Genomic DNA, 24596 nt, shown 5'->3' with positions numbered 1-24596 from the left:
CTCTGGCTCCCCTTTTATTCCCCCGTTCCCGTCGCCGGCGGCATATCGTCATTGGCGGGACTATCGTTAGCGGGCGCATCGCTGTTCCCGAAAGGATTGGTAGGCGAAAAATCTTCCTCGACCTGCGGTTCGTCGGCCACCAGATTGAGGTCTTCAGGCATTGGGCGGCTGACAGGAATGGCTTCAGGCGCGTCTTTGCCTGCGGCCTTGGCTTCGCGGGCGAGGCGCCGTTCGGCCTTGCGCAGAGCGGCATCGAGATCGCTGCGCTTCGTGAGTCCCAGAAGGACAGGATCGCGCGGCTTGATATTGGCGCTGTTCCAATGCGCGCGGCTGCGGATTTTCTCGATCGTATCCTTGGTCGTGCCGATCAGGCGCGCGATCTGGGCGTCCAGCAATTCGGGATGATTTTTCACCAGGAACGCCACGCCGTCCGGCTTGTCGGCGCGCTTGGTCACCGGCGTATAGCGCGGCCCCTTGCTGCGCGCCACCGGCTGCGGCAAGTCGCTGCGCAGCATTTTCAGCTTGGTGCGCGGATCGGCCTCGCAGCGCGCGATTTCTTCGAGCGACAGCTGCCCGGACACGATGGGACTCATGCCGATCATGCCGGTCGCAACTTCGCCATCGGCGACCGCCTGGATTTCCAGCTTATGCATGCCGCAAAAATCGGCGATCTGGTCGAACGTCAGTTTCGTATTCTCGACCAGCCATACGGCGGTCGCTTTCGGCATCAGGGGATGCGCCATGTTCTTCTCTCCTTAGAACAAAAAAATCTTCTCCTCCGGCCACGGTGGCAACCGGACGATCCAAAAACATGCGTTATCGGGATCGATTTAAGATACGCCGCAAATTCGCAATGCAAACTCAAACGGCGACTTCGAGCAGTATCTTACCATGATGTTCGCCCGATTCCAGAGTTTTATGCGCTTCGGCAGCCATATTTAATGGAAAAACTTTATAAATCACCGGCTTAATCGCTTTTTTGACCAGCCATGGCATGGCCCGCCGTTCGATTTCGCGGGCCAGACGCGATTTTTCGGCAACGGTGCGCCCGCGCAGAGACGAACCGGTGATAACCAGCCGCTGCTGCATGATTCGGGTTATGTCGGCCTCGCCTTTAACGCCACGCTGCGCGCCGATCCACACCAGACGGCCTCGGGGAGCCAGTAACGATATATTGCGCGGCAAATAGTCGCCCCCGATCATATCCAGAATGACATCGACTCCCCTGCCCTGCGTGTAGTCCTTGATCGCAGCGGCAAAATCGCTGGCTTGATAATTGACTGCAAGCTCGGCGCCTAATTCCACGCACCATTTGCATTTTTGTTCGCTGCGGGCCGTCACAATCGGGTGGGCGCCATGGGCGCGAAGCATCTGGATCGCCATGCTGCCGATGCCGCTCGCGCCGCCGTGAATCAGGACGGTTTCGCTGGGCCGCAAGCAAGCTGCAACGAATAAATTCGCCCATACGGTAAACATCGCCTCCGGCAGCGCGGCAGCGTCCCTGACAGCTATATTAGCGGGAATGGGCAGACATAAATCTTCCGGCGCGGCTACATATTCGGCATAGCCGTCGCCCGTCAGCAGCGCCATGACCTTGTCGCCGGGACGGTAGCGCAGGCATGTTTCATGAACCGCTTCGACGGTGCCGGAAACCTCCATGCCGGGAATATCCTGCGGCGCGCCAGCATGGGGCGGATATTTTCCGCGCCGCTGTAAAATGTCGATGCGGTTGATCCCGGCCGCCGCGACGCGCACCAGCACATGGCCGGGCTGCAGTTCCGGGATGGGCCGCTCGGCGGCCTGCAGAACCTCAGGCCCGCCGGAAGTGGAGATGACAATGGTCTGCATCCGGAAAAGGTTATAGCGGTTGCCGAAAGCAGTCAAAATGCAATTTACTCCGAAAAAGTTCTGTTTTATTATCGCAAAGCGTTGCTTTCAATCTTGCCGACATTACCGATATAAGGATTTTTCCGATGGCCGCTAAAGTTCCGGACGCCTTAGCCTTCATACCCATTCAAGAGAAAATGAGGGAGGCAGCAGAGCTTCTTACGGTCGCTCTGACGCATACTACCGTTACAAGCATTCATGAGCTTTGCGGTAAAGAACTCGTCGAGATTGTCGAACCCGCTATAGTAAAAAGAGAGCCGAGCCTTCAACGGCTCGTCGACAACGAATTTGTCGCTATTGCCACTCAATTGAACGGCCTGAAGAAAAGGAAGTCGAATGTGCCGTATTCGGTGACAAGCCTAGCCAAGAAAATAAACGCGTTCGCGCCGCCGAAACCCTAGACGCTATACAAAAAAGAGAGCCTGCATGCCCGCATTACATAATCTTTCATCGAAGCCCATTATTGATCAAATGAGAGTGGTTGCAAAACTGCTCACGATCGCGCTCAAAGAAGCCAAAGATGACACTCAGTTACACAGCGATATCGGCTATGCGTTAATCAGAATTATGAACGGAAACACGGATAAGTCCCTCGACATAGACCTGAAAGGAGAATTTATCGATATCGCCACCAATCTCGGTCCAAAGGCGCCGAGCAATATCGCCACGAAGGCCAAAGAATTCGGCAGCCAGCTTGCCCCCATAAAACCGCCCTAATTATGATTAACCCGGACGAACTCGAACCCGCGAAGACTAAAGTTAAACCGCTCGACCTCGGCACGCTGTCGATTGGCGAATTGGCGGATTATATTAAAAATCTCGAAGCCGAAATTGCCCGCGCGCGGGATTTTATTGCCAAAAAAGAATCGCATCGCAGTGCAATAGAATCCATGTTTAAGAAATAGAATTATCTCCTTGATGGCAGGATGAAAAATTCCATTTCCGGAGAAATTAGGTTATAGTCGTAATCCGCTTTTGCATGGGGTTCGTTCATGGCCGCAAGAAACGCTACCCTTCCCGAGCTGATTTATCGGTACGGCACCGCCATCCTTGATAGTTCCAAGCGAACGATCATTCGTGACATGGGTGAGGCATTGCGTTCCAGCACCGCCATTTGCATGAAAGAAGTCGGCGAATCCTCGATGGCGCTTGCGAAGCTCGATGCGCCCCGCACCGATGAATTTTCTACCGAGCAAACTCACAATAACGACCGCCGCGCGATCGAGGCCATGTTTATCTCCATGGCGACCGGCATAACGCAAGACAGATGGCAGACTCGCGATGCCGCTCTTACGCATCTCAAGCGTTTCATTCAGGATATTCCCGCCACGCAGGAGCATGTTAATGCTTTTGCCAAAATTGCAAACGGCGATCCCGACGATTTTCTGCGGGCGACGGCGAGAAGCGCCCTGCATGCCGTGGCAAAGGGCAGATTTACGCCCCAGGAAGTTCGTCTCGCCGCCGTGACGGAACTTGATGCCATCGACAGCCGCCGGTCATCAAAGCGCCCAAGCGTCAAGCCGGCCGCGGGCGAAACACCCCCTCTAAGCGCGCCCTTACTGTAAGGGTGGCGAAGCATTTTTAAGCGCCATGACGCGCAAAGCGCTGGCAAGCCCCGCCGACGTCCGTCCGCTATCGACCTCAGCCACCAATTGAGCGAGCGTAAGACCGCGCTGCGACGCCAAGCGTTCCAGCGCTCGCCAAAACTCCGATTCGAGCGCCACGCTGGTATTATGCCCTGCGAGGCGGATAGTGCGTTTCTGTAAGGCCATTGTCCCTTCTAGCAAAAAACGTCAAAAAAAGTATGTTTTTCAATTTGTTATACCGCAAGTGCGAAAGAAGCACATCTTGCAATAAGTATTTGATTCGCATTTACTTTCATGGTGACAAATTGCAAAACCGAGTCTAATATTTCGCATACGCAACATTTTTATGTATTGGCAATGCCCAAACCTAGACACAGTTTTTACGGCAAGCCCGGAATGAATTCGTCCCCCGGCCTTGTGCTTGCGCCGCATATCGGCGAAAGCGCGCCTATGCAGCCCTGCTCCGGCGTCAAAATCGTCGATGTAAGGGTCTATGGCCCCGGCGTCGCCGCCGTGATGCCCGAAGTCGTCTGCGTGATTAAGCCCGCGGCTTAACTATTGATTGCTCCCCCGATATTTAGTCCTTAGAGTGCGCCGGAAACCCGGAGAGTCTTGTATTATATGCGCACCGCTATCGTTGTTTTTCCAGGATCGAATTGCGACCGCGACGCCGCGGAAGCCATTAAGCAGGCAACCGGCCAGGCCGCGATCATGGCCTGGCATGGCGACGCCGATCTGCCGTCCGTCGATCTCATCATCCTGCCCGGCGGGTTTTCCTATGGCGACTATCTGCGCACCGGCGCGATGGCAGCCCACTCGCCGATCATGAAAACCGTCATCAAGCGCGCGCATGAAGGCGTGCGCGTTCTTGGCATCTGCAACGGCTTTCAGATTCTCTGCGAAACACAATTATTGCCCGGCGTCCTGCTGCGGAACAGCGGCCTGAAATTCATCGCCAAGCCCGTGGGCCTCAGCGTCGCCAACACCAATACCGATTTCACCCGCCGCTATGCCGCGGGACAGGAACTCACGATCCCCGTCGCGCATGGCGAAGGCAATTATTTCGCCGACGGCGAGACGCTGAAGAAGCTGCGCGATAACGGACAGATCGTCTTTCGTTACACGAACAATCCCAACGGCTCCGCCGACGACATCGCCGGAATCGTCAATGAACGCGGCAATGTCATGGGCATGATGCCCCATCCCGAGCGCGTCATCGAGCCGCTGCATGGCAATACGGACGGGATGAATCTTTTCAAAAGTTTGGTTGAGTCTCTTTCATGAGTGCTGCTGTTCAGAAAACGTCTTCCGTCGATCCCATACGCGCCACGGCGCGCGAGCACGGCATGACCGACGGCGAATATGATTTGCTGTGCGCCATGCTGGCGCGCGAGCCGGGCATCGCCGAACTCGGCATCGCGTCGGTGATGTGGTCCGAGCATTGCTCCTATAAATCCAGCAAGGTCTGGCTCAAGCAATTGCCGACCACCGCGCCCTGGGTCATCTGCGGCCCCGGCGAGAATGCGGGCGTCATCGATATCGGCGACGGCCAGGCGGCGATCTTCAAGATGGAAAGCCATAATCACCCGTCTTATATCGAACCGTATCAAGGCGCGGCGACGGGCGTCGGCGGCATCCTGCGAGACGTATTCACGATGGGCGCGAGGCCGATCGCCAACCTCAACGCGCTGCGCTTCGGCGCGCCGGATCATCCGAAGACACGGCAATTATTGTCCGGCGTCGTGTCCGGCATCGGCGGCTATGGTAATTGCGTCGGCATTCCCACTGTCGGCGGCGAGTTGAATTTCCATCCCAGCTATAACGGTAACTGTCTGGTCAATGCGATGACCGTAGGCGTCGCGCAGGCGGACAAGATTTTCTACGCCAAGGCGGCGGGCATCGGCAACAATGTGATCTATGTCGGCTCGAAGACCGGACGCGACGGCATCAAGGGCGCGAGCATGGCCTCGGCCGAATTCGGCGCCGACGCCGAGAGCAAGCGCCCCACCGTTCAGGTCGGCGATCCCTTCATCGAAAAGCTGCTGATCGAAGCCTGCCTCGAACTGATGGCAACCGACGCGATCATCGCGATTCAGGATATGGGCGCGGCGGGGCTGACCTCATCCTCGGTGGAAATGGCGGCGCGCGGCGGGCTTGGCATCGATCTCGATCTCGACAACGTGCCGCAGCGCGAAACCGGCATGACTGCCTACGACATCATGCTGTCCGAAAGCCAGGAGCGGATGCTCATCATCCTCAAGCCTGGGCGCGAAGCGGCGGCGGAGAAAATCTTCCACAAATGGGAGCTTGATTTCGCCGTGGTCGGCAAGCTGACCGACACAGGCCGCCTGGTCGTGCGCCAGCATGGCAAGATCGAAGCCGATATGCCGGTCGCGGAACTGGTCGACAAGGCGCCGCTGTATGAGCGCCCCTGGGAACCCACGCCGCCGCAGCCGGGCGTCGATGGCCGCGACTATCCCCTGCCCGCGCGCATGAATCCTTTCACCGTGCTGGAAAAAATGCTGGCGACGGCGGACTTATGCTCGCGCCGCTGGGTCTATGAGCAATATGACAACACCGTGGGCGCCGATACTGCCCAAGGCTCCGGCGGAGACGCCGCCGTGGTGCGCGTGCATGGCACGAATAAGGCGCTGGCCATGACGTCGGACTGCACGCCGCGCTATTGCTTCGCCGATCCGGTTATGGGCGGCAAGCAGGCGGTGGCCGAAAGCTGGCGCAACCTGACGGCGGTCGGCGCTTTGCCGCTCGCCATCACCGACAACATGAATTTCGGGAATCCGGAAAAGCCGCGCATCATGGGCCAGTTCGCGGGCGCGATTCAGGGCATGAAAGAAGCATGCCTCACGCTCGATTATCCCGTCGTCTCCGGCAATTGCAGCCTCTATAACGAAACTCAGGGGGTCGCTATTCTGCCCACGCCCACCATAGGCGGCGTCGGGATTTTGCAGGACGTCGGCAAGGCCATGAATACCGCGTTCAAGAACGAGGGCGACTCCATCCTGCTGATCGGCAACTTAAACGGACACATCGGCCAATCGATTTACTTACGCGAGATCCACGGCAAGGAAATCGGCACGCCGCCGCCGGTCGATCTTTCGGCGGAAAAGAAGCACGGCGATTTCGTTCGTAAGCTAATTGACGAAGGCCAGGTGAACGCCTGCCACGACATCAGCGACGGCGGATTGCTGATCGCGCTGGCCGAAATGGCGATGGCAGGCAATCTCGGCGCGGCGCTTGATTTCCAGCCGGCGCACCCCACTTACTGGTTCAGCGAAGACCAGGCGTGCTATGTGGTTACCGCCGCGCAACCGGACCCGATTTTGCAAGCGGCGAAAAAGGCCGGTATACCGGCGAAGCGTATCGGCATCGCGGGCGGGGGCGACCTGCAGATGATCGACGGCAGCGCGGTGGATGTCGCGGCGCTGAGAAAAGCGCATGAAAGCTGGCTGCCGGATTATATGGGCAAGAAACAATGACCATGAACGCGGAACAAATCAGGCAAATGATCGAAGCGGCGCTGCCCGGCGCGCGGATCGACGTAAAGGATACGCGCGGCGATGGCGATCATTTCGCCGCAATCGTCGAAAGCCCATCCTTCGCGGGCAAAACGCGCGTGCAGCAGCATCAGATGGTCTACGCGGCGCTGGAAGGCAAAACCGGCCTGCCGCACGCGCTGGCGCTGACGACGATAATTCCACAGGAATGAAACAGGAGACTATTATGAACACCAATCCCGTATTCGAGCGCATCAAGGCGGATGTCAGCGCCAATGCCGTCGTTCTTTACATGAAGGGCACGGCGGCGTTTCCGCAATGCGGCTTTTCGGCGGCGTCGGCGCAAATCCTGACCATGCTCGGCGTGGCGTTCAAGGATGTCGACGTGCTGACCGATCCCGGCCTGCGCGAAGGCATCAAGCATTTCAGCAACTGGCCGACGATCCCGCAGCTTTACATCAAGGGCGAATTCATCGGCGGCTGCGACATCATGAAGGAAATGTATCAGTCCGGCGAATTGCAGCAATTGCTCAAGGACAAGGGCGTCGCCAGCGCGGCGTAACGTCCACCATCTCAGCCTTCATATGCCGGCAACCCGACCGCTCTCACGGCGCGCGAAGGCTGTTCCGGCACAAGCCGCGCCCAAGATGTTTGACTATCCGCAACATGCAAGGCATCGATGGCGTAGGCCCGGATCGTGGGATTAAGCTCCTCATTCCCGGTCACCAGCAGCAACGCTTTCAGCGCCCGGTCGTTGCCAAGGGCAGCATAGGCGCCGAGTCCGTAAGCGGCCGCTTCCCGTTCCATGCTTGCAGCTTTCGTATCGAACATGGCCGCGAATAACGGGATCAGCCCCTGGCCGTTCGTGCTGAAATCCTGCGTCGAAGGGTAGACCTTGGTGATTTGGGTTATGGCGGCAGCGGCTTTTACGCTGCCTAAACCGGCGAACGCGCCAAGACCGTAGCAAGCGGTATGTCGTTGATGCGTGGAGCTTTCGGGATCGGCAGCCAGATTGATCAGAACGTCGATCTTTCCGGCGCAGCGGCTATCTTTATCTATCGTCATTTTCAGCCTCCATTTAAAAATTCTTACGCGAAAAATCGCTTTGGAGATTAAGAAAATGATGACACCGATTTCATGAAAGTAATAGAAAATATCAACAAGCCGTTAACCATAAACCGCCTTCGCGCGCTCCTCGAAAGCCTGGGCCATGCGCATGATCGCCTTTTCCAGAAAGGCCTCCATCATGCCCGCGAGCAGCGTGGATTTGAGCGCGAATTCGAGATCGAAGCTGAGGTCGCACCCGCCCGGCGCGGGCGTGAAGCGCCAGTCGTTTTTCAGGTGCGACAGCGGCCCGCCCGCATAGGCGACATCGATCCGGCTTTTCGGAGTCAGCGTCACCACCGAGGTGAATTTCTCGCGCAGCGCCTTATAACCGACGATCAGATCGGCTTTCACCGTGTCGCCCTTGCGCTCCACGATGCGCGCGGCGGCGCACCAGGGCAGGAATTCCGGATAGCGTTCGATATCCGCGACGAGATCGAACAATTGCTCCGGCGTGTATGGCAAAAATCTGGTTTCGGAATGGCGGGGCATAGCTATGGACGAATGGCAGTCCGCGCCGCCTGCAATTTCTTGAAATCATCGCCCGCGTGATAGGATGAGCGTGTCAAAGGTGAACTGGCGACCAGGAGAAATCCCTTGCCGCGCCCGAGGGTGGCGTAATCGGCAAACTCGTCCGGCGTGGCGAATTTCGCCACGGCGGCATGCTTGGGCGTCGGTTGCAGATATTGCCCGATGGTCAGGAAATCGACATCGGCGGCGCGCAGATCGTCCATGACCTGCATGACTTCTTCGCGCTCTTCGCCGAGGCCCGCCATCAATCCTGATTTCGTAAATATAGTGGGATCAAGCTGCTTCGCGCGTTGCAGCAAAGCGAGCGACGTGAAATAGCGCGCGCCGGGACGGATGGAGGGATACAGGCGCGGCACGGTTTCGAGGTTGTGATTGAACACGTCGGGCCGCGCCTCGATGACTTGCTCCAGCGCGCCGTCCTTGCGCATGAAGTCGGGCGTCAGCACTTCGACCGTCGTGCCGGGCGACGATTTGCGGATGGCGAGAATGACGCGCGCGAAATGCCCCGCGCCGCCATCATCGAGATCGTCGCGGTCGACCGAGGTAATCACCACATGATGCAGCCCAAGTTTGGCAACCGCATCCCCTACCCGCTCCGGCTCATGCGGATCAAGGAGATCGGGCTTGCCGGTCGCGACATTGCAGAACGAGCAGGCCCGTGTGCAGACCGAACCTAGGATCATGAAGGTGGCGTGCTTCTGTTTCCAGCATTCGCCGATATTCGGGCAGGCCGCTTCCTCGCAGACGGTATGCAGCTTATGCTCGCGCACGAGATCGCGCGTCGCGAAATATTCCGGGCTGTTGGGAGCCTTGACGCGAATCCAGTCCGGCTTGCGCTGAACCGGATTATCGGGCCGGTGCGCTTTTTCGGGATGGCGGGGTTTGACGGGACTGTCCAGCATAGGCTGAATATAGCAGAATTTGACTAAACCCGGTCAAGTTTCGCGGAAATAGCGGCAGGCTCGGCCCTGGGTTTTGACACACCGCACAAAATATCGCCGAAAGCCCATAAAATAAGGACGGCCGTCCACCCTGCTTCGCTGTTCCCGACGGCATCCGCCAGCATCGGCGCCTTGGATACCAGCGCCAGCATCCCCATCATCATGCGCGGATGGCCGAGCGTATTCTTGACCACCGTGCTTTCCGTTTCGCCGAAAGCCTTGGTGAGAGACTGGCTGAATATCCCTAAAATCTGGCTGACGGTAAAAACCGCCAGCCCCACGGCGGTCGCCGCTTGGGCGTAATGCATGATATCGGGAATGGTCGCGATTGCCATGCCAGCCCCGGACAATGCGCAGCCCAGCGCGAAGCCGTTGTCGCGATGCCCATAACGGCTGAAAACAACCGAACTGGCGAGAAAAGCAAGGGACGAAACTACCTGATGCAGCGATGCATTGCCGGTTCCCACGACGAACAGCAAAAGATCGCCCGCGAAATAGCTGAACCCGCCGAGATTGGCGACATGACCCACCACCCAGCCTTTCGAGCCAGCGTAGCCCCACGAAACATGTTCAGCGATCATCGGCATCCCGCAGCCGCTTTCCAGGTTAATGAAAGCCTAAAATCAAAATATAATTTGTCGCCCCATAAGATTGCGTAAATGATCCGGTAAATTTCTTCTTTCCGGCCTCAGGAAACAATACGGAACAGGATTCCTTTCAGATACGCGCTTTCCGGCAGATGCGGATGCATGGGGTGATCGGCGGCGGCGAACACGGTTTGCAGGATTTGCCCCGTCCGCCCGGCATCGCGCAGACCCGAAGCGGTTTGCTCGATAAAATTGCCAAGCTCCATATGATGGCTGCATGAAGCGATAAATAAAAACCCGCCCGGAGTCACCAGCGCGGCAGCCAGCCGCGCAAGCTTGCGGTATCCGCGCGAACCGGAGGCAATGTCCTTGCGGTTTTTGATGAAGGCGGGCGGGTCGGCGACCACCACGTCGAATGCTTCTCCCGCCGCCGCATAGTCCGCGAGCGCCGCGAAAGCTTCGCCGCGTCGCCACGAGCATTTCGCGTCGAGCCCGTTCAGCTTCGCCGCTTCCGCCGCGCAATCGAGCGCCAGCTCGGAAGCATCGACGCCGGTCACATGCGCCGCGCCCGCCGCGGCGGCGTTAATCGCGAAACCGCCGGTATGGCAATAGACATCCAGCATTCTCGCATCGCGGCAAAAACCGGCAATGAGCGCGCGGTTGCCGCGCTGGTCATAGAACCAGCCGGTCTTTTGCCCGCCCGACAAATCAGCGGCAAATCGCAAATTGTTTTCGCGCAGCTCGATCCGCCCGGGCAAAGCGCCTTTGGCGGCAACGACCTCCTGCGATAATCCCTCCAGCGTTCGCGATCCGCTATCGTTGCGCAGGATGATCGTCTCGGGGGCAATGACATCATCCAAAGCCGCGATGATATCCTCTCTGGCGCGGTCCATCCCCGCTATATTCAATTGAACGATCACATGCCTGCCATAGCGGTCGACGATCAGGCCGGGCAGACCATCGGCTTCGGCATGGATCAGGCGGTAAAAGGGATCGCCGTAAAGCTTTTGGCGCAGCGCCAGCGCCGTCCGAAACTTTTCGGCAAACCAGTTCCGGTCGATGGACGCATCGCCGCGTTCGTAAATCCTGCCGCTGATAAGCGTATGAGGATGGAACGAGCCGACGCCGATCAGCTTGCCGTTCGCCTCGCGGAATTCAGCCATGCTGCCGGGCGGCAATGCCTTCGCCGCTTCATCCATCGCGATTTCATTGCTGAAAATCCATGGATGGCCGGACGCGGCGCGCTTATGGCGCTGAGACTGAAGTTTGATGGCGGGATAGGTCACGTGCTTTGCTTTTGCTTCGCAATCGGCTGCGAGAATTGCAGATCGATGTCCCATGGGAAATAAATCCAGGTGTCCTGGCTGACTTCGGTGATGAAAGTATCGACCTGCGGCCTGCCCTGCGGCTTGGCATAGATAGTCGCGAAATGCGCCTTGGGATAGGTGCGGCGCAGGATTTCTGCCGTCCTGCCGGTATCCACCAGATCGTCGATCACCAGCCAGCCCGAACCGTCGCCGGTAACGGCGGGCGGCTTGATGATTTGCGCTTCCGGCAACGCGCCGCTTGCCGGTTCGGCGCGATACCCGATAATGCAGGCGGTTTCAATCACGCGGAGATCGAGTTCGCGCGCCACGATAGCCGCCGGAACCAGCCCGCCGCGCGTGATGGCGATGATGCCGTGCCATGGCCCCTTGTCGATCAAGCGCCATGCCAGGGCCTTGCCGTGGCGGTGAAGCTCTTCCCAGCTCACCGGAAAGAATTTTTGAGGGGTTTCAGTCATTGAATAGCTCCCAACGCATAATCCACGGTTTATATATCCACAGTCATTCCGCGACAACCTTCGCGCCTTCATTCAGCTTCTTCAGAATGCGGGCCGCGATGTTTTTGAAAACCATGGCCTGGGTGCCGTTAGGGTTGGCGACGACAATAGGCTTTCCGGCATCCATGCTTTGCCGAACTTCGAGATCAAGCGGCACTTCGCCGAGGAAATCGCATTCCAATTTCCCGGCCTCGCTTCGTCCGCCGCCATGGCTGAAAATCTCGCTGCGTCCGGAGCAATGCGGACAGATAAAATAACTCATATTCTCGACGAGGCCCAAAATGGGGACGTCCACCCGGCGAAACATATTCAATCCCTTGCGGGCATCGATCAGGGAGATGTCTTGCGGCGTCGTGACGATGACGGCTCCGGAGAGCGGCACTTGCTGCGCCAGAGTCAATTGAGCGTCCCCGGTTCCCGGCGGCATATCGACGACCAGGATATCCAGCTCGCCCCACGCGACGTCGCGCAGAAACTGCTGGATCGCGCCCATGACCATGGGGCCGCGCCAGATCACCGGATTATCCTCGGCGACCAGGAACCCCATCGACATGACCTGCATGCCCGCCGCATGGATCGGCTGCAGCTTCTTTCCTTCCAGCATTTCCGGCTTCTTGTCCGCGATGCCGAGCATGCGCGGCACCGAAGGCCCGTAGATATCCGCGTCCATCAGCCCGACGCGCAGATTGTCCGCCGCGAACGCCGCCGCCAAATTGACGGCCATGGTCGATTTGCCCACGCCGCCCTTGCCCGAAGCCACGGCCACGATATGCTTGATTCCCGGCACCGCCGCTTGCGTCGAGGCGCGCGGAGGCCCCTTCCCCATGGCTTGTTTCGAGGCGCCGCGATGCGCCGTCAGCACGGCCGTCACCATACTGACTCCGGCGATCTGCTTGACCGCGTTTTCTGCATGCTGGCGAATGTCTTCCAGCACCGGGCCACGCGCCGGATCGACCTCGAGCGAGAAGAATATATGCGATCCCCCGATATCGTCCTTGATGGCGATTCCGCTCACATGATTCAGCGTCACGATATCTTTGCCGTGGGCGGGATCGATAACCCGGCTTAACGCCTTGCGAATAGCGGTTTCAGTTATTTCAGGCATAATTTTCCAGCATATGTTGACAAAGCCATAGATAGCTTAAATATAGCACTTCATTCCATCCAAATTGGAGCTTTATTCCGATGGCAGGCGAAAACCAAGGCAATCCGTGGGGCAGTCCGGGCGGCAAGCGTCCCTCCGGCGGCAATCCCTGGACTCAACCCGGCGGCAACGGCCAGCGTCCGCCATCCGACTTGGAGGGCCTGAAAAAAGCGGCGGTTTCCTTCTTCAATGACTTTATGGGCGGGCATATCGGCGGCGGCAAGGTTTTCACCATTTTCGGCCTGATGCTTCTGCTTATCTGGTCCGCGAGCGGGTTGTTTCAAATCAATTCGGCGCAACTAGGCATCGTCATGCGCTTCGGCGACGCCCGCAATGTCGTGGGGCCGGGCTTGCATTATCACCTGCCTTATCCGCTCGAAGACGTTATCGTGGCCGAAGTCACGTCCGCCCGCAAAATCGAGGTCGGCTATCGCAGTGGCGATGCGCGCGACCCCGAAGAAAGCATGATGCTGACCAGCGACGAGAATATCATCGACGTTAATTTCGATGTTTTGTGGCAGGTCGATCCCGCCCGGGTGAAAGACTACGTCTTCAACATCAAGGACCCGCCGCTGACCGTCAAGGCGGTTGCCGAAAGCGCGATGCGCGAAGTTATCGGCCAATCCAACATCCAGACCGCGATTACCAGCGGACGCGACGCGATCGAGCGGAAAACGACCGATCTGATGCAGAAAACCCTCGATCAATACCAGACGGGCATCGAAATTACTCAGGTCAATCTGCGCGGCGCGATGCCGCCGCCGGAAGTCAACGACGCCTTTCAGGACGTGACCCGCGCCCGCAGCGACAAGGAAACCAAGATCAACCAGGCCGAGACTTATCACAACAACATCGTGCCGGAGGCCGAAGGCCAGGCGGCGAAAATGCTGCAGGAAGCGTCCGCCTATAAGGAACAGATCGTCAATCAGGCGCACGGCAATGCCGAACGCTTTCTTAGCGTCCTGCAGTCATACCAGAATGCCCGCGACGTAACCGCGCGGCAGATGTATCTGGAAACGATGGAAACGGTTCTCAAGGATGCCCGCAAGGTCATCGTCGATCCCACGCTTAAGGGAACTTATTTGCCGCTGAGCGAAATGATCAAGCCGCCGCAGGCGAAGAAAGAGGAGCCATAAGATGCCTAAGCAAATCCTGCTTCCCATTATCGTTCTTGCCGCCCTTGTTCTCGTCATGGGCAACAGCCTGTTCGTCGTGAATCCGGCGGAACAAGCTATTGTTTTCCAGTTCCGCGAAAATGTGCGCGTCATTCAGAAAGAGGGGCTCTACGCCAAAATCCCCTTTATTCAGGATGTCACCTATTTCGAGCGCAGGGTGCTGCCGCTTGAGCCGCCGGGGCAGCGCGTGACGCTGGCCGATCAGAAGATTCTCGACGTGGACGGCTTTGCCCGCTGGCGGATCAAAGACCCCTTCACTTTCCTGCAAGGCCTGCGGGATGAGCGCGTCGCCACCGAACGGCTGGGAGGATTTCTGAATTCCTCGCTGCGCAACGTGCTGGGCAATTACAAAGTTTCCGACCTGTTGTCGGAAACGCGGGACACGATCATGGCCAAGATCAAGCAGGAGATGAATGTTAATGTCTCCCGCTATGGCGTCGAAGTCGTCGATGTCCGCATCCGTCATACCGACCTGCCGCTGGAAACCGTGCATAACGTCTATAACCGGATGCGCTCAGAGCGGCAGAAGGAAGCCGCGACGCTGCGCGCCGAAGGCGAGATGAAATCGCTTGAAATCCGCGCCAAGGCCGACGGCGACCGCACCCGGACTTTGTCGCAATCGCAGCGCGAAGCCCAGAAATTGCGCGGCGACGGCGACAAGGAAGCCATCAAGATCATGGGCGACGCGATGGGTAAAGACCCGCAATTCTACAGCTTCTACCGCACGCTCGAGGCTTACCGCACGGCTCTCAAGACCGAAAATACGTCCTACGTCCTCGCGCCGGACGGCGAATTCTTCAAGCTTTTCGGACAAGGAATCGGGAAGTAACACCGTGAAGAAGCCTGCGCCTGATACGCCGGAGCCTACCGCGGAAGAGATAAACCGCATGGACATGCTGGACATGGCGAATGCCTTGCGGGAGATATTGCAGCGGCAATCCCCTCCCCAGTCCAGCTCCGACATTTACACGGCAGCCCAGGAAAAAGTCCTGTATGTATCGAATACAATTCTTACAATATGCACGATTGAAGATGATCGTATAAGACTAAACGCCATTCGGCAGGCGATCAGCCCATGGCCGTGCACGGCCGGGCAGACCCCAGGCGTCGGTTAGCGCATGAAACCAGATGGGAGAATTCGATGGCACAGAAATTAGCGAAGACAAAAAAAATAGTGGAACCTCGCGACCCGATAGCGAAGGCTATAACGCTTACGGCGAAGATGGTTCTCAAACGGGTTCCGGCCCCCACCTTATCGTCTGCCGCTTCTATGCTGCGCCGCTCGTCCGGGCCGGATGGAAAACCGACGGAAAAAGCTGTTAATCGGGCGCTGCTGGCCATCTGGAGGCAGGTCGGGAAACTCGAATTGTCCGCCGCCGAAAAGCGTAAAATAAGGGCCGAGCTCGACCCAGCCAATTCGGGCAAGAGGCCGACATCGAAGCTGAAACGCGCCTCAAAGATTCAATTGGAGAGATGATTTTGCCTGCGAGCTTCTAAGCCTTGCGGTATATGTGCAAATCTTTCTGATGGAAAAATACCGTTTTGACCGGCAAAGTTTCGGGCACCCAGCCGTGATTTAACGCGAATTTATTGGCGATGATAAGCGTTCCGGGTTTGATTTCCTTGTGAAGTTTTTCACTGAGGTCTTTCATGACATACGGCAACAGATACATCACGATGACATTGGCGCTCGAAAGATCGTAAGAGAAAAAATCCATTTTCCTGTATTCGAGATTATCGAGTCTGGACCACCGCCTGAGCCATTCGGCCGTCATGTAAGTCTGCCAGATTCTCTCGATGCCGACGACTTTCGCCTTGGGCATCGCCTTGGCTATCTCGCGGGTCAGCTTGCCGGTGCCGGAACCGAGATCGACGATCGTGTAAACCCCGCCTTGATGAGCCTCGAAATCCTGCTTCAGCAGCTCGATGATTTTCTTGGTAAGCGCGGGAACCGTCCGGATATTGGGGAAATTCTTATGAAAAATGACATAATACGCATACCAGACGTAGGTGAAGGCGAACGTCCAATACAAGACCTTGTCTATGATGGCGTAGACGAGCGGCAGCGACATCCTTCATCCCCTTGGCATTTCAGATTAACGACAGCGGCAGAGAAACTTAGATCCCCGAGCGGGGATTTCGTTGGTTAGCACAACCCAGGGCGGTTGTGTATCGTTTAGCGTTTAGCCCATCATCGTATCGGAGGATTGGCGGCGGTCGTTCCGGTTCGCGACGGCGACGCTCGCGGGCGCCATCTTATCCATTTGCGACAAGACCATGACCGAGAACAGGGACTCCGGCGTAACGCTGCTGGCCAGAGCTTGAAGAGAGCTGGACGGCGAAGCGAGACTGGCCACTTGGGTTTGCAATCTCTCGCTGACGGGAAGCTGCATATCCGGCAATTGGTTGAGCGTACTGCCGATTTGAGCCAGCATCGCGGGCGCCTGGGCCGGCGAATTGACGAGGCCGGCGGGCAGGTCGATCCCCTTCCCTTCCATCTTGGCGGCGAAACGGTCATAGATCTGCGCCACGGTGCGGGGCTTGCCGTCGGCGGTGTAAAAGACGCTTTTATTGGCGGCGGCGGCGTCGGGAAGCAGCGCGGCGGCCTGGGCTCCTGGATTGCCGCGCACGGCTTCGATAAAATTGGCGGCGCCCGATGCGCCGAGGAAATGGGCGAGGTAAAGCTCGGTATTGCCGATTTCGCCGCCGATATTGTTCTGCAGATTGGTCTTGTTTTCCTGCGCGAGCTCGGCGGCCATGGAAGCCGCCATCTCCGGATTTTTCCGCAGGTTAAGAATTTGCTGCCGGACATGACGGTCCTTGACGACCGCCATACCGTCGGAACGGATGTCGATCTGGTTGGCCACGACGCCCATGCCATGCTTGTCGCCATATTCGGCGACCATCTTCAGCCAGGTCTGTTCGGTGAATTGATATAGCCCGGTGGCGGAACTGGTCTTCGCCTTGGCGTCGGTCTTAAAACCGCTTTCCTGGGCAGCTTTGTTCATGAGGTAGGTAAAATCTACCCCCGATTCCTTGCTGGCCGTCTTAATGGCCCCCACAACCCTCTCCATCCAAGAGGCTCCTACCCCTTGAATCTGTTGGGTTTCTTTCGAATTTGGCGATATGGCGGCTATGGTCATGCAATCCTCTTCCTAGCCAGGATGCTGCAAGGGGCATGCCAAAAGGCCGGGGAATAGAGGACAGATGACATATGACGGAAGATGCAGTAATCCTCTCGGCGGGGGGCCTGTAGTTCAGTTGGTTAGAACGCACCGCTCATAACGGTGTTGTCGTAGGTTCAAGTCCTACCGGGCCCACCACCGGTTTTTCTTAGCGAGCGCAGCAAGCTTAGAAAAAGCGAGTGCCCTGCAAAGCCTCTTGGCGAAGCAGGGCTGCATGGATCGCATTTGATGACAACGGACCCGCATTGCATGACACAACGAAGACAAATCCCGGCAATCGCAATTCTCGCGGCGTCATGCTTTTTGGCAGGCTGTCAGCATACGGGAATAGGCGCCGCCAATGGCCATTGGAAAAAGGAAAGCATCGGCCTGGCGGCGAAATTGCCTCCCGCGCCATGGAAGCTTAATGAATTGGACAAGAGCGATAACGGATTCTCGCTGGATAATTTCGATCATCGCTATAGCCATGGAGGCATCGTGCCTCCCGCCGGAGCGGAAATAACCGTCGTGCGCGAGAAATTGCCCGGCATGCCGGTCGCGGATTTTCTCCGAGAGCAATTAAGGATCATGCCCGCCGAGATTCAAACCGTCAAAGTCGCCGGAGAAAAAGGCGCGCTGGCGGATTTTGAAATGGAAGCCGCCGCGTGCAAGGAAAGGCCGCAGACTTGCGACGACAGCGCGCAGATGGATGTCTACGTGCCGCACGGCAAATGGCTCTATAAATTTTTCCTGAATTACCATGCTCAGGATTCCAACGCGCAATCGCACAAAGCCGCGTTCCGGGAATTCCTTGCCGGGGTTAAATTTGCGGACTAGGCCCGCGGGCGCGTTCTGCTGTTCGCGCTTAAATTCTTATCTTCGCCGTGATGGTTTCTAAGCTGGCTCAGCAGCGCGCTTTGAAACTTTCCGGGATCGGCCATATCGAAAACCGGCGCGAAACCGTTGCCATAGGCGCGGACATAGAGGCAGCCGTAATGAAACATCCGTCCCGCGGAAGTCTGTTCGATGGCCGCGCCCTCGATTTGCTCGAGAAAAAGCTCGTAAGTCTGGCGCGAAACCAGGCCGAATTTCATCACGACGCGCTGATCGGTCACGGCCAATTCGGATTCCGTATGCTTGATGTAAGCCGTGACGAACAGGAAGCAGCCCAAAAGCACGAAAGCCATCACGAGGTATCGGGCGGGCTGGGCATATTCGGCGGCAGTAATGGGGCCGAATACGAATTCGATAATCTGATGCGAGCCGAAAGCGAACGCCAGCCCAACCAATGTCACGAACAACGCGCGCCAATACACGATCCAATGCAACGTCGTGGCGAAGATAATTTTCTCGCCGGGCATCAGCACAGAACGGATATAGTGAAACCCTTTATTCTTTCGCTTGCCGCTCTTTTTTTTATGATCAGGGCTCACGATGCACCCGTAAGCCAGCGTTCGGCTTCCAATGCCGCCATGCATCCCATGCCGGCAGCGGTGACGGCCTGGCGGAATATCTTGTCTTTCACGTCGCCGGCGGCGAATACGCCGGGAACATTCGTGGCGGTGGAATCGGGCGCGGTCAGTAGATAGCCCGACTCGTCCATATCCAGCTTACCCTTAAAAAGTTTTGTCGCCGGATCATGGCCGATGGCGATAAACACGCCTTCGACGTCCAGCGCGCTTACGGCATCGGTCTGCGTGTCGCGCAATTTCAAGCCCTTCACGATCTTCACCGGCGCGGCATCGCCGACGACCTCCTCGACGATGCTGTTCCAGACCACCGCGATCTTGGGATGGCTCATGACCCGGTCGTGCAGGATTTTCTCGCCCCGGAATTGATCGCGCCGGTGAACGAGCGTGACCTTGCTTGCGTGATGCGTGAGATACAGGGCCTCTTCGAGAGCGGTATTGCCGCCGCCGATGACCGCGACTTCCTTGCCCTTGAAGAAGAATCCGTCGCAAGTGGCGCAGCCGGAGACGCCGAAACCCTGGAACAGCTTCTCGCTTTCCAGCCCCAGCCAGCGCGCCTGAGCGCCCGTGGCGATGATGACGGTCTCGGCCAGAAAAATGTCGCCGGATTCAGCGATGCAGCGATAGGGGCGCTGGGTGAAATCCACGTCGGAAATAACGTCGTAAATAAGCTGCGTGCCGACCTTTTCCGCCTGCGCCGCCATTTGCTCCATGAGCCACGGCCCCTGGATGATATCGGCAAAGCCGGGATAATTTTCGACATCGGTGGTGATCGTGAGCTGCCCGCCCGGCTGCATCCCCTGCACCATGATCGGCTTCAGATTAGCCCGCGCCGCATAGATCGCCGCCGTATAGCCCGCGGGCCCGGCGCCGATGATGAGGGTCTTGGTTTTATGAGTGACTGACATCAATGATCTCTAAGAGTGACAGACAAGGTATTTTGGCGGCCGGAGATCAGGGATTCCACCACGGCTTCGTATGCCCCTTGAAACTCCGCAGCCGACGACGCGCCGACTTTCAGATCGCGCAGCAAGCCGTCTTCGACGCCGTATATCCATCCATGCAGATACAGCTCCTGCCCTCGCTTCCAGGCCTGCTGAACGATACTGGTCTGCGCGGCGTGGTGAAGCTGCTCGATGACGTTCAATTCGCAGAGCATCGGCAATTGGCTCTCGGGCGGCAGCTTGGCAAGAGCCTTCGAATGAAAGCATTGCACGTCATGGACATGCTCAAGCCAGTTATCGGTCAAACCGAGGCTTACTCCCTGCTGCACGGCTTTGATGCCGCCGCAGTCGTAATGGCCGCAAACGATGAGATGCTTGACCTTTAGAACTTCGACGGCGAACTGGATAACCGACAAGCAATTAAGATCGCCGTGCGAAACGACATTGGCGATGTTCCGGTGCACGAATATGTCGCCCGGCGGCAAGCCAATGATCTGATTGGCCGGCACGCGGCTATCGGAGCAGCCTATCCATAGATATTCAGGCGCTTGCCCATCTGCCAAACGCGAGAAATAGCCGGGGTCCTGGCTGCGAAGCTGCTCCGACCATTCGCGATTTTTAGCAAAAAGTTGGGCCAAGCTTTTCATGCAGGCCTAAAACCCGAACATGTGATCGAGGCTGAACGCCGCGTCGTCTTTGGCGATAAGGCCATGATAACCGAACAGGCGGCAAGTGGTGTCGCGAACGACGACATAGCCATGATCGCCCGCCGCCTGCCGCTCGTCCGGGGTGAACATTTCGCTGACCTTCCAGAACAGCGAGCCGTGGCAGGGAATGCGCACGGCGCGCTTGGCGATTTCCGTGCCGTCGCGGCGCGTCAGGACTAAGGCCGTATCCGACACGCTATGCCACGACGCCGACGCAGGGTAAATCAGGTGGCATAAAGTATCGAGCGGCTCGGGGCCGCAGCGCAGGAACAGCCGTGTGCTCAAACCGGGAGCTTTTCCGGCATAGGATTGCGGCTCGTTCTTATAGGTCATGATGGTGTTGAAGACATGGGAGCCGAAGCTGGTTTCCGCCGCATGGCCGGTCTTGCGGTCGCGGTAGCGGAACAGCGCATGCATCCAGCCATCGACATCGTCTCCGGCGTCAAAATCATAGGTCAGCTCGATATGGCCGTAGCCCCCCGCCAGCTTCTTGCCGCCGAGCAGCTGGCCGACTTCCAGCAGCGACTGGTGCTTGCGCGGCAGATTGCCGAATTTGTGACGCGCCGCCTCCTGCCCCGTGGAGTCATAGATGATCGCCTGCAGCGGCATATGAGTCTGCGCCGTGGACATGGGCGTAGGCAGCGCCAGGCTGTCATACCGGTCGAGCGGCAGAACCGGCGCGGGAAGAATGTGAATCTTGCCGAGAATGTCGCCGAGCTCGGCGAGCCTTTTATCCGGCTTCAGATCGCTGCGCTCCACATTCGGATGCGAGATGCGCGACCGCCCGTCTTTCTGGAATATCTCGTAGCGCGGACGGACGAAATGCTTGCCCGCCTGAATCTCCACCTGCTGCGGCCAGCGCGCATTGGGCAGCAATTCCGAAACGCTCAGCCGGTACGTCGCAAACGGCGCGAGCGGCTTTTGCAGCCAGGCGGTTTCGGCATCCCCCATCAGGTTGAAGCCGATCTCTCCCGCCGGAATGGGGCTGGGATGGCTGTTCTGCACCCACAGCACGACATCTTCGTCGGCGGCGGGCGCGGGCAGACCGGCATAAAGATCGGAAGGCCATGAATTGGCGTCGTGGGTGCAGGACAAAACCTTATCGTCATCGCCATAAGTGTCGAGCGCGTATTTGACGACGTCATGTCCGGCGGCGCCGATCACATGCATGAAAAGCTGGCCGGTGAATTCCGGCAGACTAAAGCGCGCGCGCACTTCGGCGCTATCGATGATGACGACCGCATTCGCACCCGGCAGCTTCTCGGTCCATTCGGCGATGATCTTGCCGTCGGCGTCGAACAGGTTGCACCACATGGTCACGTCCCTGCCGCCATAGGTTGCCCAGTAATTCGCGGTGACGATGCGGGTATGATGCCCGCCGCCGTCGCGGAAAAACGCCAGATTGGTGGCGAAGTTCAGCGTCGAGAGATAACGCTGCTTGTCGGTCAGCATGGCTTCGGGCAAACGCAAGCCATCGAAGCTGTGCCAGGGCGTATTGGCGGGAAACAAATGGCGCGCCTGATCCACGATCTTCACCGAATCGAAGCTGGCGACCAAAATCGTCCGGCAGCGACATGACGATATGGCTGTCACGGGCTGCGCGGTATGATTCAGAAACGGCTTGCCGATCTGATCGACATCCTGGACGAACAGCCCGGCGATCTCGATTTTGTTCAACGGATAAAACTCGGCGAATCCGGCCAGCTGGTTGCTTGGATCGTAAATGGCGACCGGGCCGTTCTTCTCCAGATGCGCGACGAGGCTGTCGGCTTTCGCGGCGGCCAGCGGATGCCCCACGGCCTTGTAAAAGGCATTGCCGCCGGACTGGTTGCTGAACGTATCAATTTTAAGGGGCATAAGAATGGCCTTTATTAAGCTGCTTGAAAAACGCGCTGATGCGATGCCGGAATTGCTCGCGGAAGACGACACCGGAATCCGTTACCCAGTTGAGTTGAATCGCCCGCCTTTGTCCAGTGAAGGATTCATGGCCATGCCAGGCATTCGGCTGGTTTTTGAACACCAGCATCGTGCCCTGGTCGGGCGGCACCTCGGCGAAGGCGTCGTCAAGATTATCCGGCGAGCGCAGCAGCCGCAGGCGGCCGCCGGGCTGTTCCCATTTGCCATTCATATAGATCAGCACGGTAATCAGCTTGGTCTTGCTGTCGATGTGAATCTGGCCGTCGGTCGCACGGCATTGGCCGCGCACGGTGACCATCGTCGGAAGATCGGATAAATCGACACCGAATTTCTCGCTGATGAGCCGGGTCATGTCCGGCCCCTGGATTTCGTTCATAAACTGCTTGAAGTTTTTTCCATAACTCAATGTAGGTAAAGGAAAACTTCCTGGTTGCTCAATGACAGGAAAATCCGCCTCGATAGCGTCAAGCGCCTCGCGGCGCACGAATCCGGGCAAGATGAGATGTGGAAAAGGCTCGCGAACCGGCTCCAGCGCCGCCAAAGACTGCAAATTCAACATATCCGCCGTCATGCCGCTGCCGCCACTCTCTCCTGGAGCATCTGCCTCACCCGCGCCGCCACGAGTTCCATATCATTGAGCGGCTGGTAGGAAAACGGCTCCAGCACTCCCTTGAAGGGCCGCGCCAGGCCGTCATCGCGAATCGCCTGGTGAAAGCGGTTGAACTTCTCCGATCCTCCCGGCAGATCGATGACATAGACCGGCTTGCCGGTCGAACAGGCTTCGGACACCATATTCACGGAATCGCAGGTCACGATGACGTAATCCGCCAGCGCCAGCATGCCATAATAAGGATTGGGCCCCGTGCCGTCCCAGACGAAATTGGGCACGTCATGCAGCGCGGCTTGCAGCACGGCCATGTTGGCTTCTCCGGTACGGCGCGAAGGCGTAACCATGAGGCTAGCGGGCATATTCTTGGCGAGATCGGCAAGCTGCACCGACAGCGGAATCATCTCGCGCGGCGAAAACTGATAGACCGCGTTCGCGCCGCCGATCAGCACCGCGACCCAGGGGCGCGGCAGATGCGCGAACTGGGCGCGGAATTTCTCGCCTTCCGCCGCCAGCATGGAAGCGGAAACGCGATGCAGCGAGCCGCGCGTCGTCATGACGTTCGGGCCGGTCGTGCCGTCATGGCGCGGAATGATGACCAGATCGAAGCGCCGCGAATCGATCACCGGGTCCTGGATATGGACGCACAGCGTATGCCGCTTGCTGGCGTTGCGCACCCGAAGCGCCGCCGGAACGCTAAGACGTCCGGTCGTCACCAGCAAATCCGGCCAGGGCGGCGCGATGGGATCGCCTTTGCTGCTGAAGGCATAACGCTTGCCCAGGCGAAGATAGGGTGACAATTGCCGCCATGGGCTGCGCAAGCGTATGCGCTTGACGATGGGTTTCAGCCCTATCGCTTCGACCAGACCGAGGCATTGATTTTCCATGCCGACTTTGCCATCGGTAACGACCCAGCAAGAAAGTTGCGCGGGCAGTCCGGATGGCGTAGTTGTCTTTCCTTCTTCAGGCATCATAAACAAGGTTCCCAGTGTAAGTTATGAAGCACATCAAACTTGACCGCATCGACATGCGCATCCTGAACAACTTACAGGAAAACGGGCGCATGACAAATGTCGAACTGGCCAAGAAAGCCGGTATCTCGGCACCGCCCTGTCTGCGCCGCGTCAAGGCGCTCGAAGAGGCTGGTTTCATTAAGAGATATCACGCCGAGCTTGCGGCGGACAAGCTGGGCTATGGCGTGACGATTTTCACCGAGGTTAACCTCAATAGCCACAACGAATCCGATTTAGCCGAATTCGCGCGGCTGCTGCAAACCTGGCCGATGGTGCGCGAAAGCTATCTGACCACCGGCGACGCCGATGTTTTGCTGAAAGTCGTCGCCGAAAGCTGGGAATCCTATCAGAAATTCCTGACCACGCAGATCATGGCCGCGCCGCGCGTGACCAAAATCCGCTCGACACTGGTCGTCAAGAACATCAAAAACGCGCCGGGCATACCGCTGAGCGAAGGGCATGGGAAGAGTGGCAAGTAAATTC

General features: G+C 57.8%; 32 protein-coding genes and 1 tRNA gene. 15 read left to right on the top strand and 18 right to left on the bottom strand.

Annotated features, from left to right (window positions below; translation table 11 throughout):
• Positions 1–14: 14 nt before the first annotated feature.
• On the bottom strand, positions 15–743 hold the full coding sequence (locus WDO70_10170; GenBank protein MEJ0063535.1) for a cell cycle transcriptional regulator TrcR: 729 nt from the start codon (positions 741–743) through the stop codon (positions 15–17).
• 118 nt (positions 744–861) lie between these two features.
• A complete protein-coding gene (locus tag WDO70_10165) occupies positions 862–1884 on the bottom strand; it encodes an NAD(P)H-quinone oxidoreductase (GenBank protein MEJ0063534.1) in 1023 nt (340 codons plus the stop codon).
• Positions 1885–1973: 89 nt separating this feature from the next.
• On the opposite strand from WDO70_10165, the gene WDO70_10160 reads away from it, so the two are divergent.
• From WDO70_10160 to WDO70_10145, 4 genes are all read left to right on the top strand, one after another.
• The gene (locus tag WDO70_10160) at positions 1974–2288 is read left to right on the top strand and encodes a hypothetical protein (protein ID MEJ0063533.1); all 315 of its coding nucleotides are present in this window, start codon (positions 1974–1976) and stop codon (positions 2286–2288) included.
• Positions 2289–2313: 25 nt separating this feature from the next.
• Positions 2314–2604 (top strand): hypothetical protein, encoded by a 291-nt coding sequence (locus tag WDO70_10155; GenBank protein MEJ0063532.1) that lies wholly within the window; start codon positions 2314–2316, stop codon positions 2602–2604.
• Between the two features lie 2 nt (positions 2605–2606).
• A complete protein-coding gene (locus WDO70_10150) occupies positions 2607–2792 on the top strand; it encodes a DUF1192 domain-containing protein (protein ID MEJ0063531.1) in 186 nt (61 codons plus the stop codon).
• Positions 2793–2879: 87 nt separating this feature from the next.
• A complete protein-coding gene (locus WDO70_10145) occupies positions 2880–3452 on the top strand; it encodes a hypothetical protein (protein ID MEJ0063530.1) in 573 nt (190 codons plus the stop codon).
• On the opposite strand, the gene WDO70_10140 is transcribed toward WDO70_10145, so the two are convergent.
• Positions 3444–3659: a ribbon-helix-helix domain-containing protein gene (locus WDO70_10140; GenBank protein MEJ0063529.1), complete on the bottom strand. Its 216-nt coding sequence runs from the start codon at positions 3657–3659 to the stop codon at positions 3444–3446. The two genes, WDO70_10145 and WDO70_10140, sit on opposite strands and share 9 nt — an antisense overlap.
• 210 nt (positions 3660–3869) lie before the next feature.
• On the opposite strand from WDO70_10140, the gene WDO70_10135 reads away from it, so the two are divergent.
• The 5 genes from WDO70_10135 to grxD all read left to right on the top strand — a co-directional run bounded on the left by WDO70_10135 (position 3870) and on the right by grxD (position 7550).
• Positions 3870–4028, top strand: coding sequence for a hypothetical protein (locus WDO70_10135; GenBank protein MEJ0063528.1), 159 nt, complete (start codon positions 3870–3872; stop codon positions 4026–4028).
• Positions 4029–4094: 66 nt separating this feature from the next.
• A complete protein-coding gene (gene purQ / locus WDO70_10130) occupies positions 4095–4757 on the top strand; it encodes a phosphoribosylformylglycinamidine synthase subunit PurQ (protein ID MEJ0063527.1) in 663 nt (220 codons plus the stop codon).
• On the top strand, positions 4754–6970 hold the full coding sequence (purL, locus tag WDO70_10125) for a phosphoribosylformylglycinamidine synthase subunit PurL (GenBank protein ID MEJ0063526.1): 2217 nt from the start codon (positions 4754–4756) through the stop codon (positions 6968–6970). Before purQ ends, purL begins: the two co-directional genes overlap by 4 nt.
• Positions 6967–7200, top strand: coding sequence for a BolA/IbaG family iron-sulfur metabolism protein (locus WDO70_10120; protein MEJ0063525.1), 234 nt, complete (start codon positions 6967–6969; stop codon positions 7198–7200). The genes purL and WDO70_10120 overlap by 4 nt, the downstream gene beginning before the upstream one ends.
• 14 nt (positions 7201–7214) lie before the next feature.
• Positions 7215–7550 carry a Grx4 family monothiol glutaredoxin gene (gene grxD, locus WDO70_10115; protein MEJ0063524.1) on the top strand — a complete coding sequence of 112 codons (336 nt, stop codon included), beginning with the start codon at positions 7215–7217 and terminating at the stop codon, positions 7548–7550.
• An 11-nt stretch (positions 7551–7561) separates the two neighbouring features.
• On the opposite strand, the gene WDO70_10110 is transcribed toward grxD, so the two are convergent.
• The 7 genes from WDO70_10110 to apbC form a co-directional block, all read right to left on the bottom strand.
• Positions 7562–8053, bottom strand: coding sequence for a hypothetical protein (locus WDO70_10110; GenBank protein ID MEJ0063523.1), 492 nt, complete (start codon positions 8051–8053; stop codon positions 7562–7564).
• Between the two features lie 102 nt (positions 8054–8155).
• On the bottom strand, positions 8156–8584 hold the full coding sequence (locus tag WDO70_10105; protein ID MEJ0063522.1) for a type II toxin-antitoxin system RatA family toxin: 429 nt from the start codon (positions 8582–8584) through the stop codon (positions 8156–8158).
• Between the two features lie 2 nt (positions 8585–8586).
• A complete protein-coding gene (gene lipA / locus WDO70_10100; GenBank protein MEJ0063521.1) occupies positions 8587–9525 on the bottom strand; it encodes a lipoyl synthase in 939 nt (312 codons plus the stop codon).
• A gap of 23 nt (positions 9526–9548) precedes the next feature.
• Positions 9549–10145 carry a hypothetical protein gene (locus WDO70_10095; protein ID MEJ0063520.1) on the bottom strand — a complete coding sequence of 199 codons (597 nt, stop codon included), beginning with the start codon at positions 10143–10145 and terminating at the stop codon, positions 9549–9551.
• 107 nt (positions 10146–10252) lie between these two features.
• Positions 10253–11437, bottom strand: a complete 1185-nt coding sequence (locus WDO70_10090) for a class I SAM-dependent rRNA methyltransferase (GenBank protein ID MEJ0063519.1) — start codon at positions 11435–11437, stop codon at positions 10253–10255.
• Positions 11434–11934: a xanthine phosphoribosyltransferase gene (gene gpt, locus WDO70_10085; protein ID MEJ0063518.1), complete on the bottom strand. Its 501-nt coding sequence runs from the start codon at positions 11932–11934 to the stop codon at positions 11434–11436. The genes WDO70_10090 and gpt overlap by 4 nt, the downstream gene beginning before the upstream one ends.
• Positions 11935–11977: 43 nt before the next feature.
• Positions 11978–13078 (bottom strand): iron-sulfur cluster carrier protein ApbC, encoded by a 1101-nt coding sequence (apbC, locus tag WDO70_10080; protein ID MEJ0063517.1) that lies wholly within the window; start codon positions 13076–13078, stop codon positions 11978–11980.
• 80 nt (positions 13079–13158) lie between these two features.
• Between apbC and hflK the strand changes: the two genes are divergently transcribed.
• From hflK to WDO70_10065, 3 genes are all read left to right on the top strand, one after another.
• Positions 13159–14253: an FtsH protease activity modulator HflK gene (gene hflK, locus WDO70_10075; protein ID MEJ0063516.1), complete on the top strand. Its 1095-nt coding sequence runs from the start codon at positions 13159–13161 to the stop codon at positions 14251–14253.
• A 1-nt stretch (position 14254) separates the two neighbouring features.
• Positions 14255–15121, top strand: coding sequence for a protease modulator HflC (locus WDO70_10070; protein MEJ0063515.1), 867 nt, complete (start codon positions 14255–14257; stop codon positions 15119–15121).
• Positions 15122–15367: 246 nt separating this feature from the next.
• Positions 15368–15769, top strand: a complete 402-nt coding sequence (locus tag WDO70_10065) for a hypothetical protein (GenBank protein ID MEJ0063514.1) — start codon at positions 15368–15370, stop codon at positions 15767–15769.
• Between the two features lie 16 nt (positions 15770–15785).
• Here WDO70_10065 and WDO70_10060 read toward each other — a convergent pair whose 3' ends face one another.
• Positions 15786–16364, bottom strand: coding sequence for a class I SAM-dependent methyltransferase (locus WDO70_10060; protein MEJ0063513.1), 579 nt, complete (start codon positions 16362–16364; stop codon positions 15786–15788).
• A gap of 111 nt (positions 16365–16475) precedes the next feature.
• Positions 16476–17354 carry a transglycosylase SLT domain-containing protein gene (locus WDO70_10055; GenBank protein ID MEJ0063512.1) on the bottom strand — a complete coding sequence of 293 codons (879 nt, stop codon included), beginning with the start codon at positions 17352–17354 and terminating at the stop codon, positions 16476–16478.
• A gap of 184 nt (positions 17355–17538) precedes the next feature.
• Here WDO70_10055 and WDO70_10050 point away from each other — a divergent pair.
• A tRNA-Met gene (locus tag WDO70_10050) sits at positions 17539–17615 on the top strand.
• Between the two features lie 111 nt (positions 17616–17726).
• Entirely contained in the window at positions 17727–18293 is a 567-nt protein-coding gene (locus WDO70_10045; GenBank protein ID MEJ0063511.1) for a hypothetical protein, read from the top strand.
• On the opposite strand, the gene WDO70_10040 is transcribed toward WDO70_10045, so the two are convergent.
• The 6 genes from WDO70_10040 to WDO70_10015 are packed head-to-tail and all read right to left on the bottom strand — an operon-like array spanning position 18290 to position 24074.
• A complete protein-coding gene (locus tag WDO70_10040) occupies positions 18290–18889 on the bottom strand; it encodes a PH domain-containing protein (GenBank protein ID MEJ0063510.1) in 600 nt (199 codons plus the stop codon). The two genes, WDO70_10045 and WDO70_10040, sit on opposite strands and share 4 nt — an antisense overlap.
• A complete protein-coding gene (gene trxB / locus WDO70_10035) occupies positions 18886–19833 on the bottom strand; it encodes a thioredoxin-disulfide reductase (GenBank protein ID MEJ0063509.1) in 948 nt (315 codons plus the stop codon). Before trxB ends, WDO70_10040 begins: the two co-directional genes overlap by 4 nt.
• Positions 19833–20516, bottom strand: a complete 684-nt coding sequence (gene can, locus WDO70_10030; GenBank protein MEJ0063508.1) for a carbonate dehydratase — start codon at positions 20514–20516, stop codon at positions 19833–19835. Before can ends, trxB begins: the two co-directional genes overlap by 1 nt.
• A 6-nt stretch (positions 20517–20522) precedes the next feature.
• Entirely contained in the window at positions 20523–22433 is a 1911-nt protein-coding gene (locus tag WDO70_10025) for a hypothetical protein (GenBank protein ID MEJ0063507.1), read from the bottom strand.
• A complete protein-coding gene (locus tag WDO70_10020; protein ID MEJ0063506.1) occupies positions 22423–23064 on the bottom strand; it encodes a 2OG-Fe(II) oxygenase in 642 nt (213 codons plus the stop codon). The genes WDO70_10025 and WDO70_10020 overlap by 11 nt, the downstream gene beginning before the upstream one ends.
• Complete coding sequence (locus WDO70_10015) at positions 23061–24074, bottom strand: mitochondrial fission ELM1 family protein (protein MEJ0063505.1); 1014 nt, start codon at positions 24072–24074, stop codon at positions 23061–23063. Before WDO70_10015 ends, WDO70_10020 begins: the two co-directional genes overlap by 4 nt.
• A gap of 23 nt (positions 24075–24097) precedes the next feature.
• Here WDO70_10015 and WDO70_10010 point away from each other — a divergent pair, with 23 nt between their 5' ends.
• The gene (locus WDO70_10010; GenBank protein ID MEJ0063504.1) at positions 24098–24592 is read left to right on the top strand and encodes an Lrp/AsnC family transcriptional regulator; all 495 of its coding nucleotides are present in this window, start codon (positions 24098–24100) and stop codon (positions 24590–24592) included.
• Positions 24593–24596: the final 4 nt, after the last annotated feature.

The sequence above is a fragment of the Alphaproteobacteria bacterium genome (genome assembly GCA_037200005.1).
Lineage (GTDB): Bacteria > Pseudomonadota > Alphaproteobacteria > UBA9219 > RFNS01 > JBBCGY01.
This window is presented reverse-complemented; position numbering and strand designations above follow the sequence as displayed.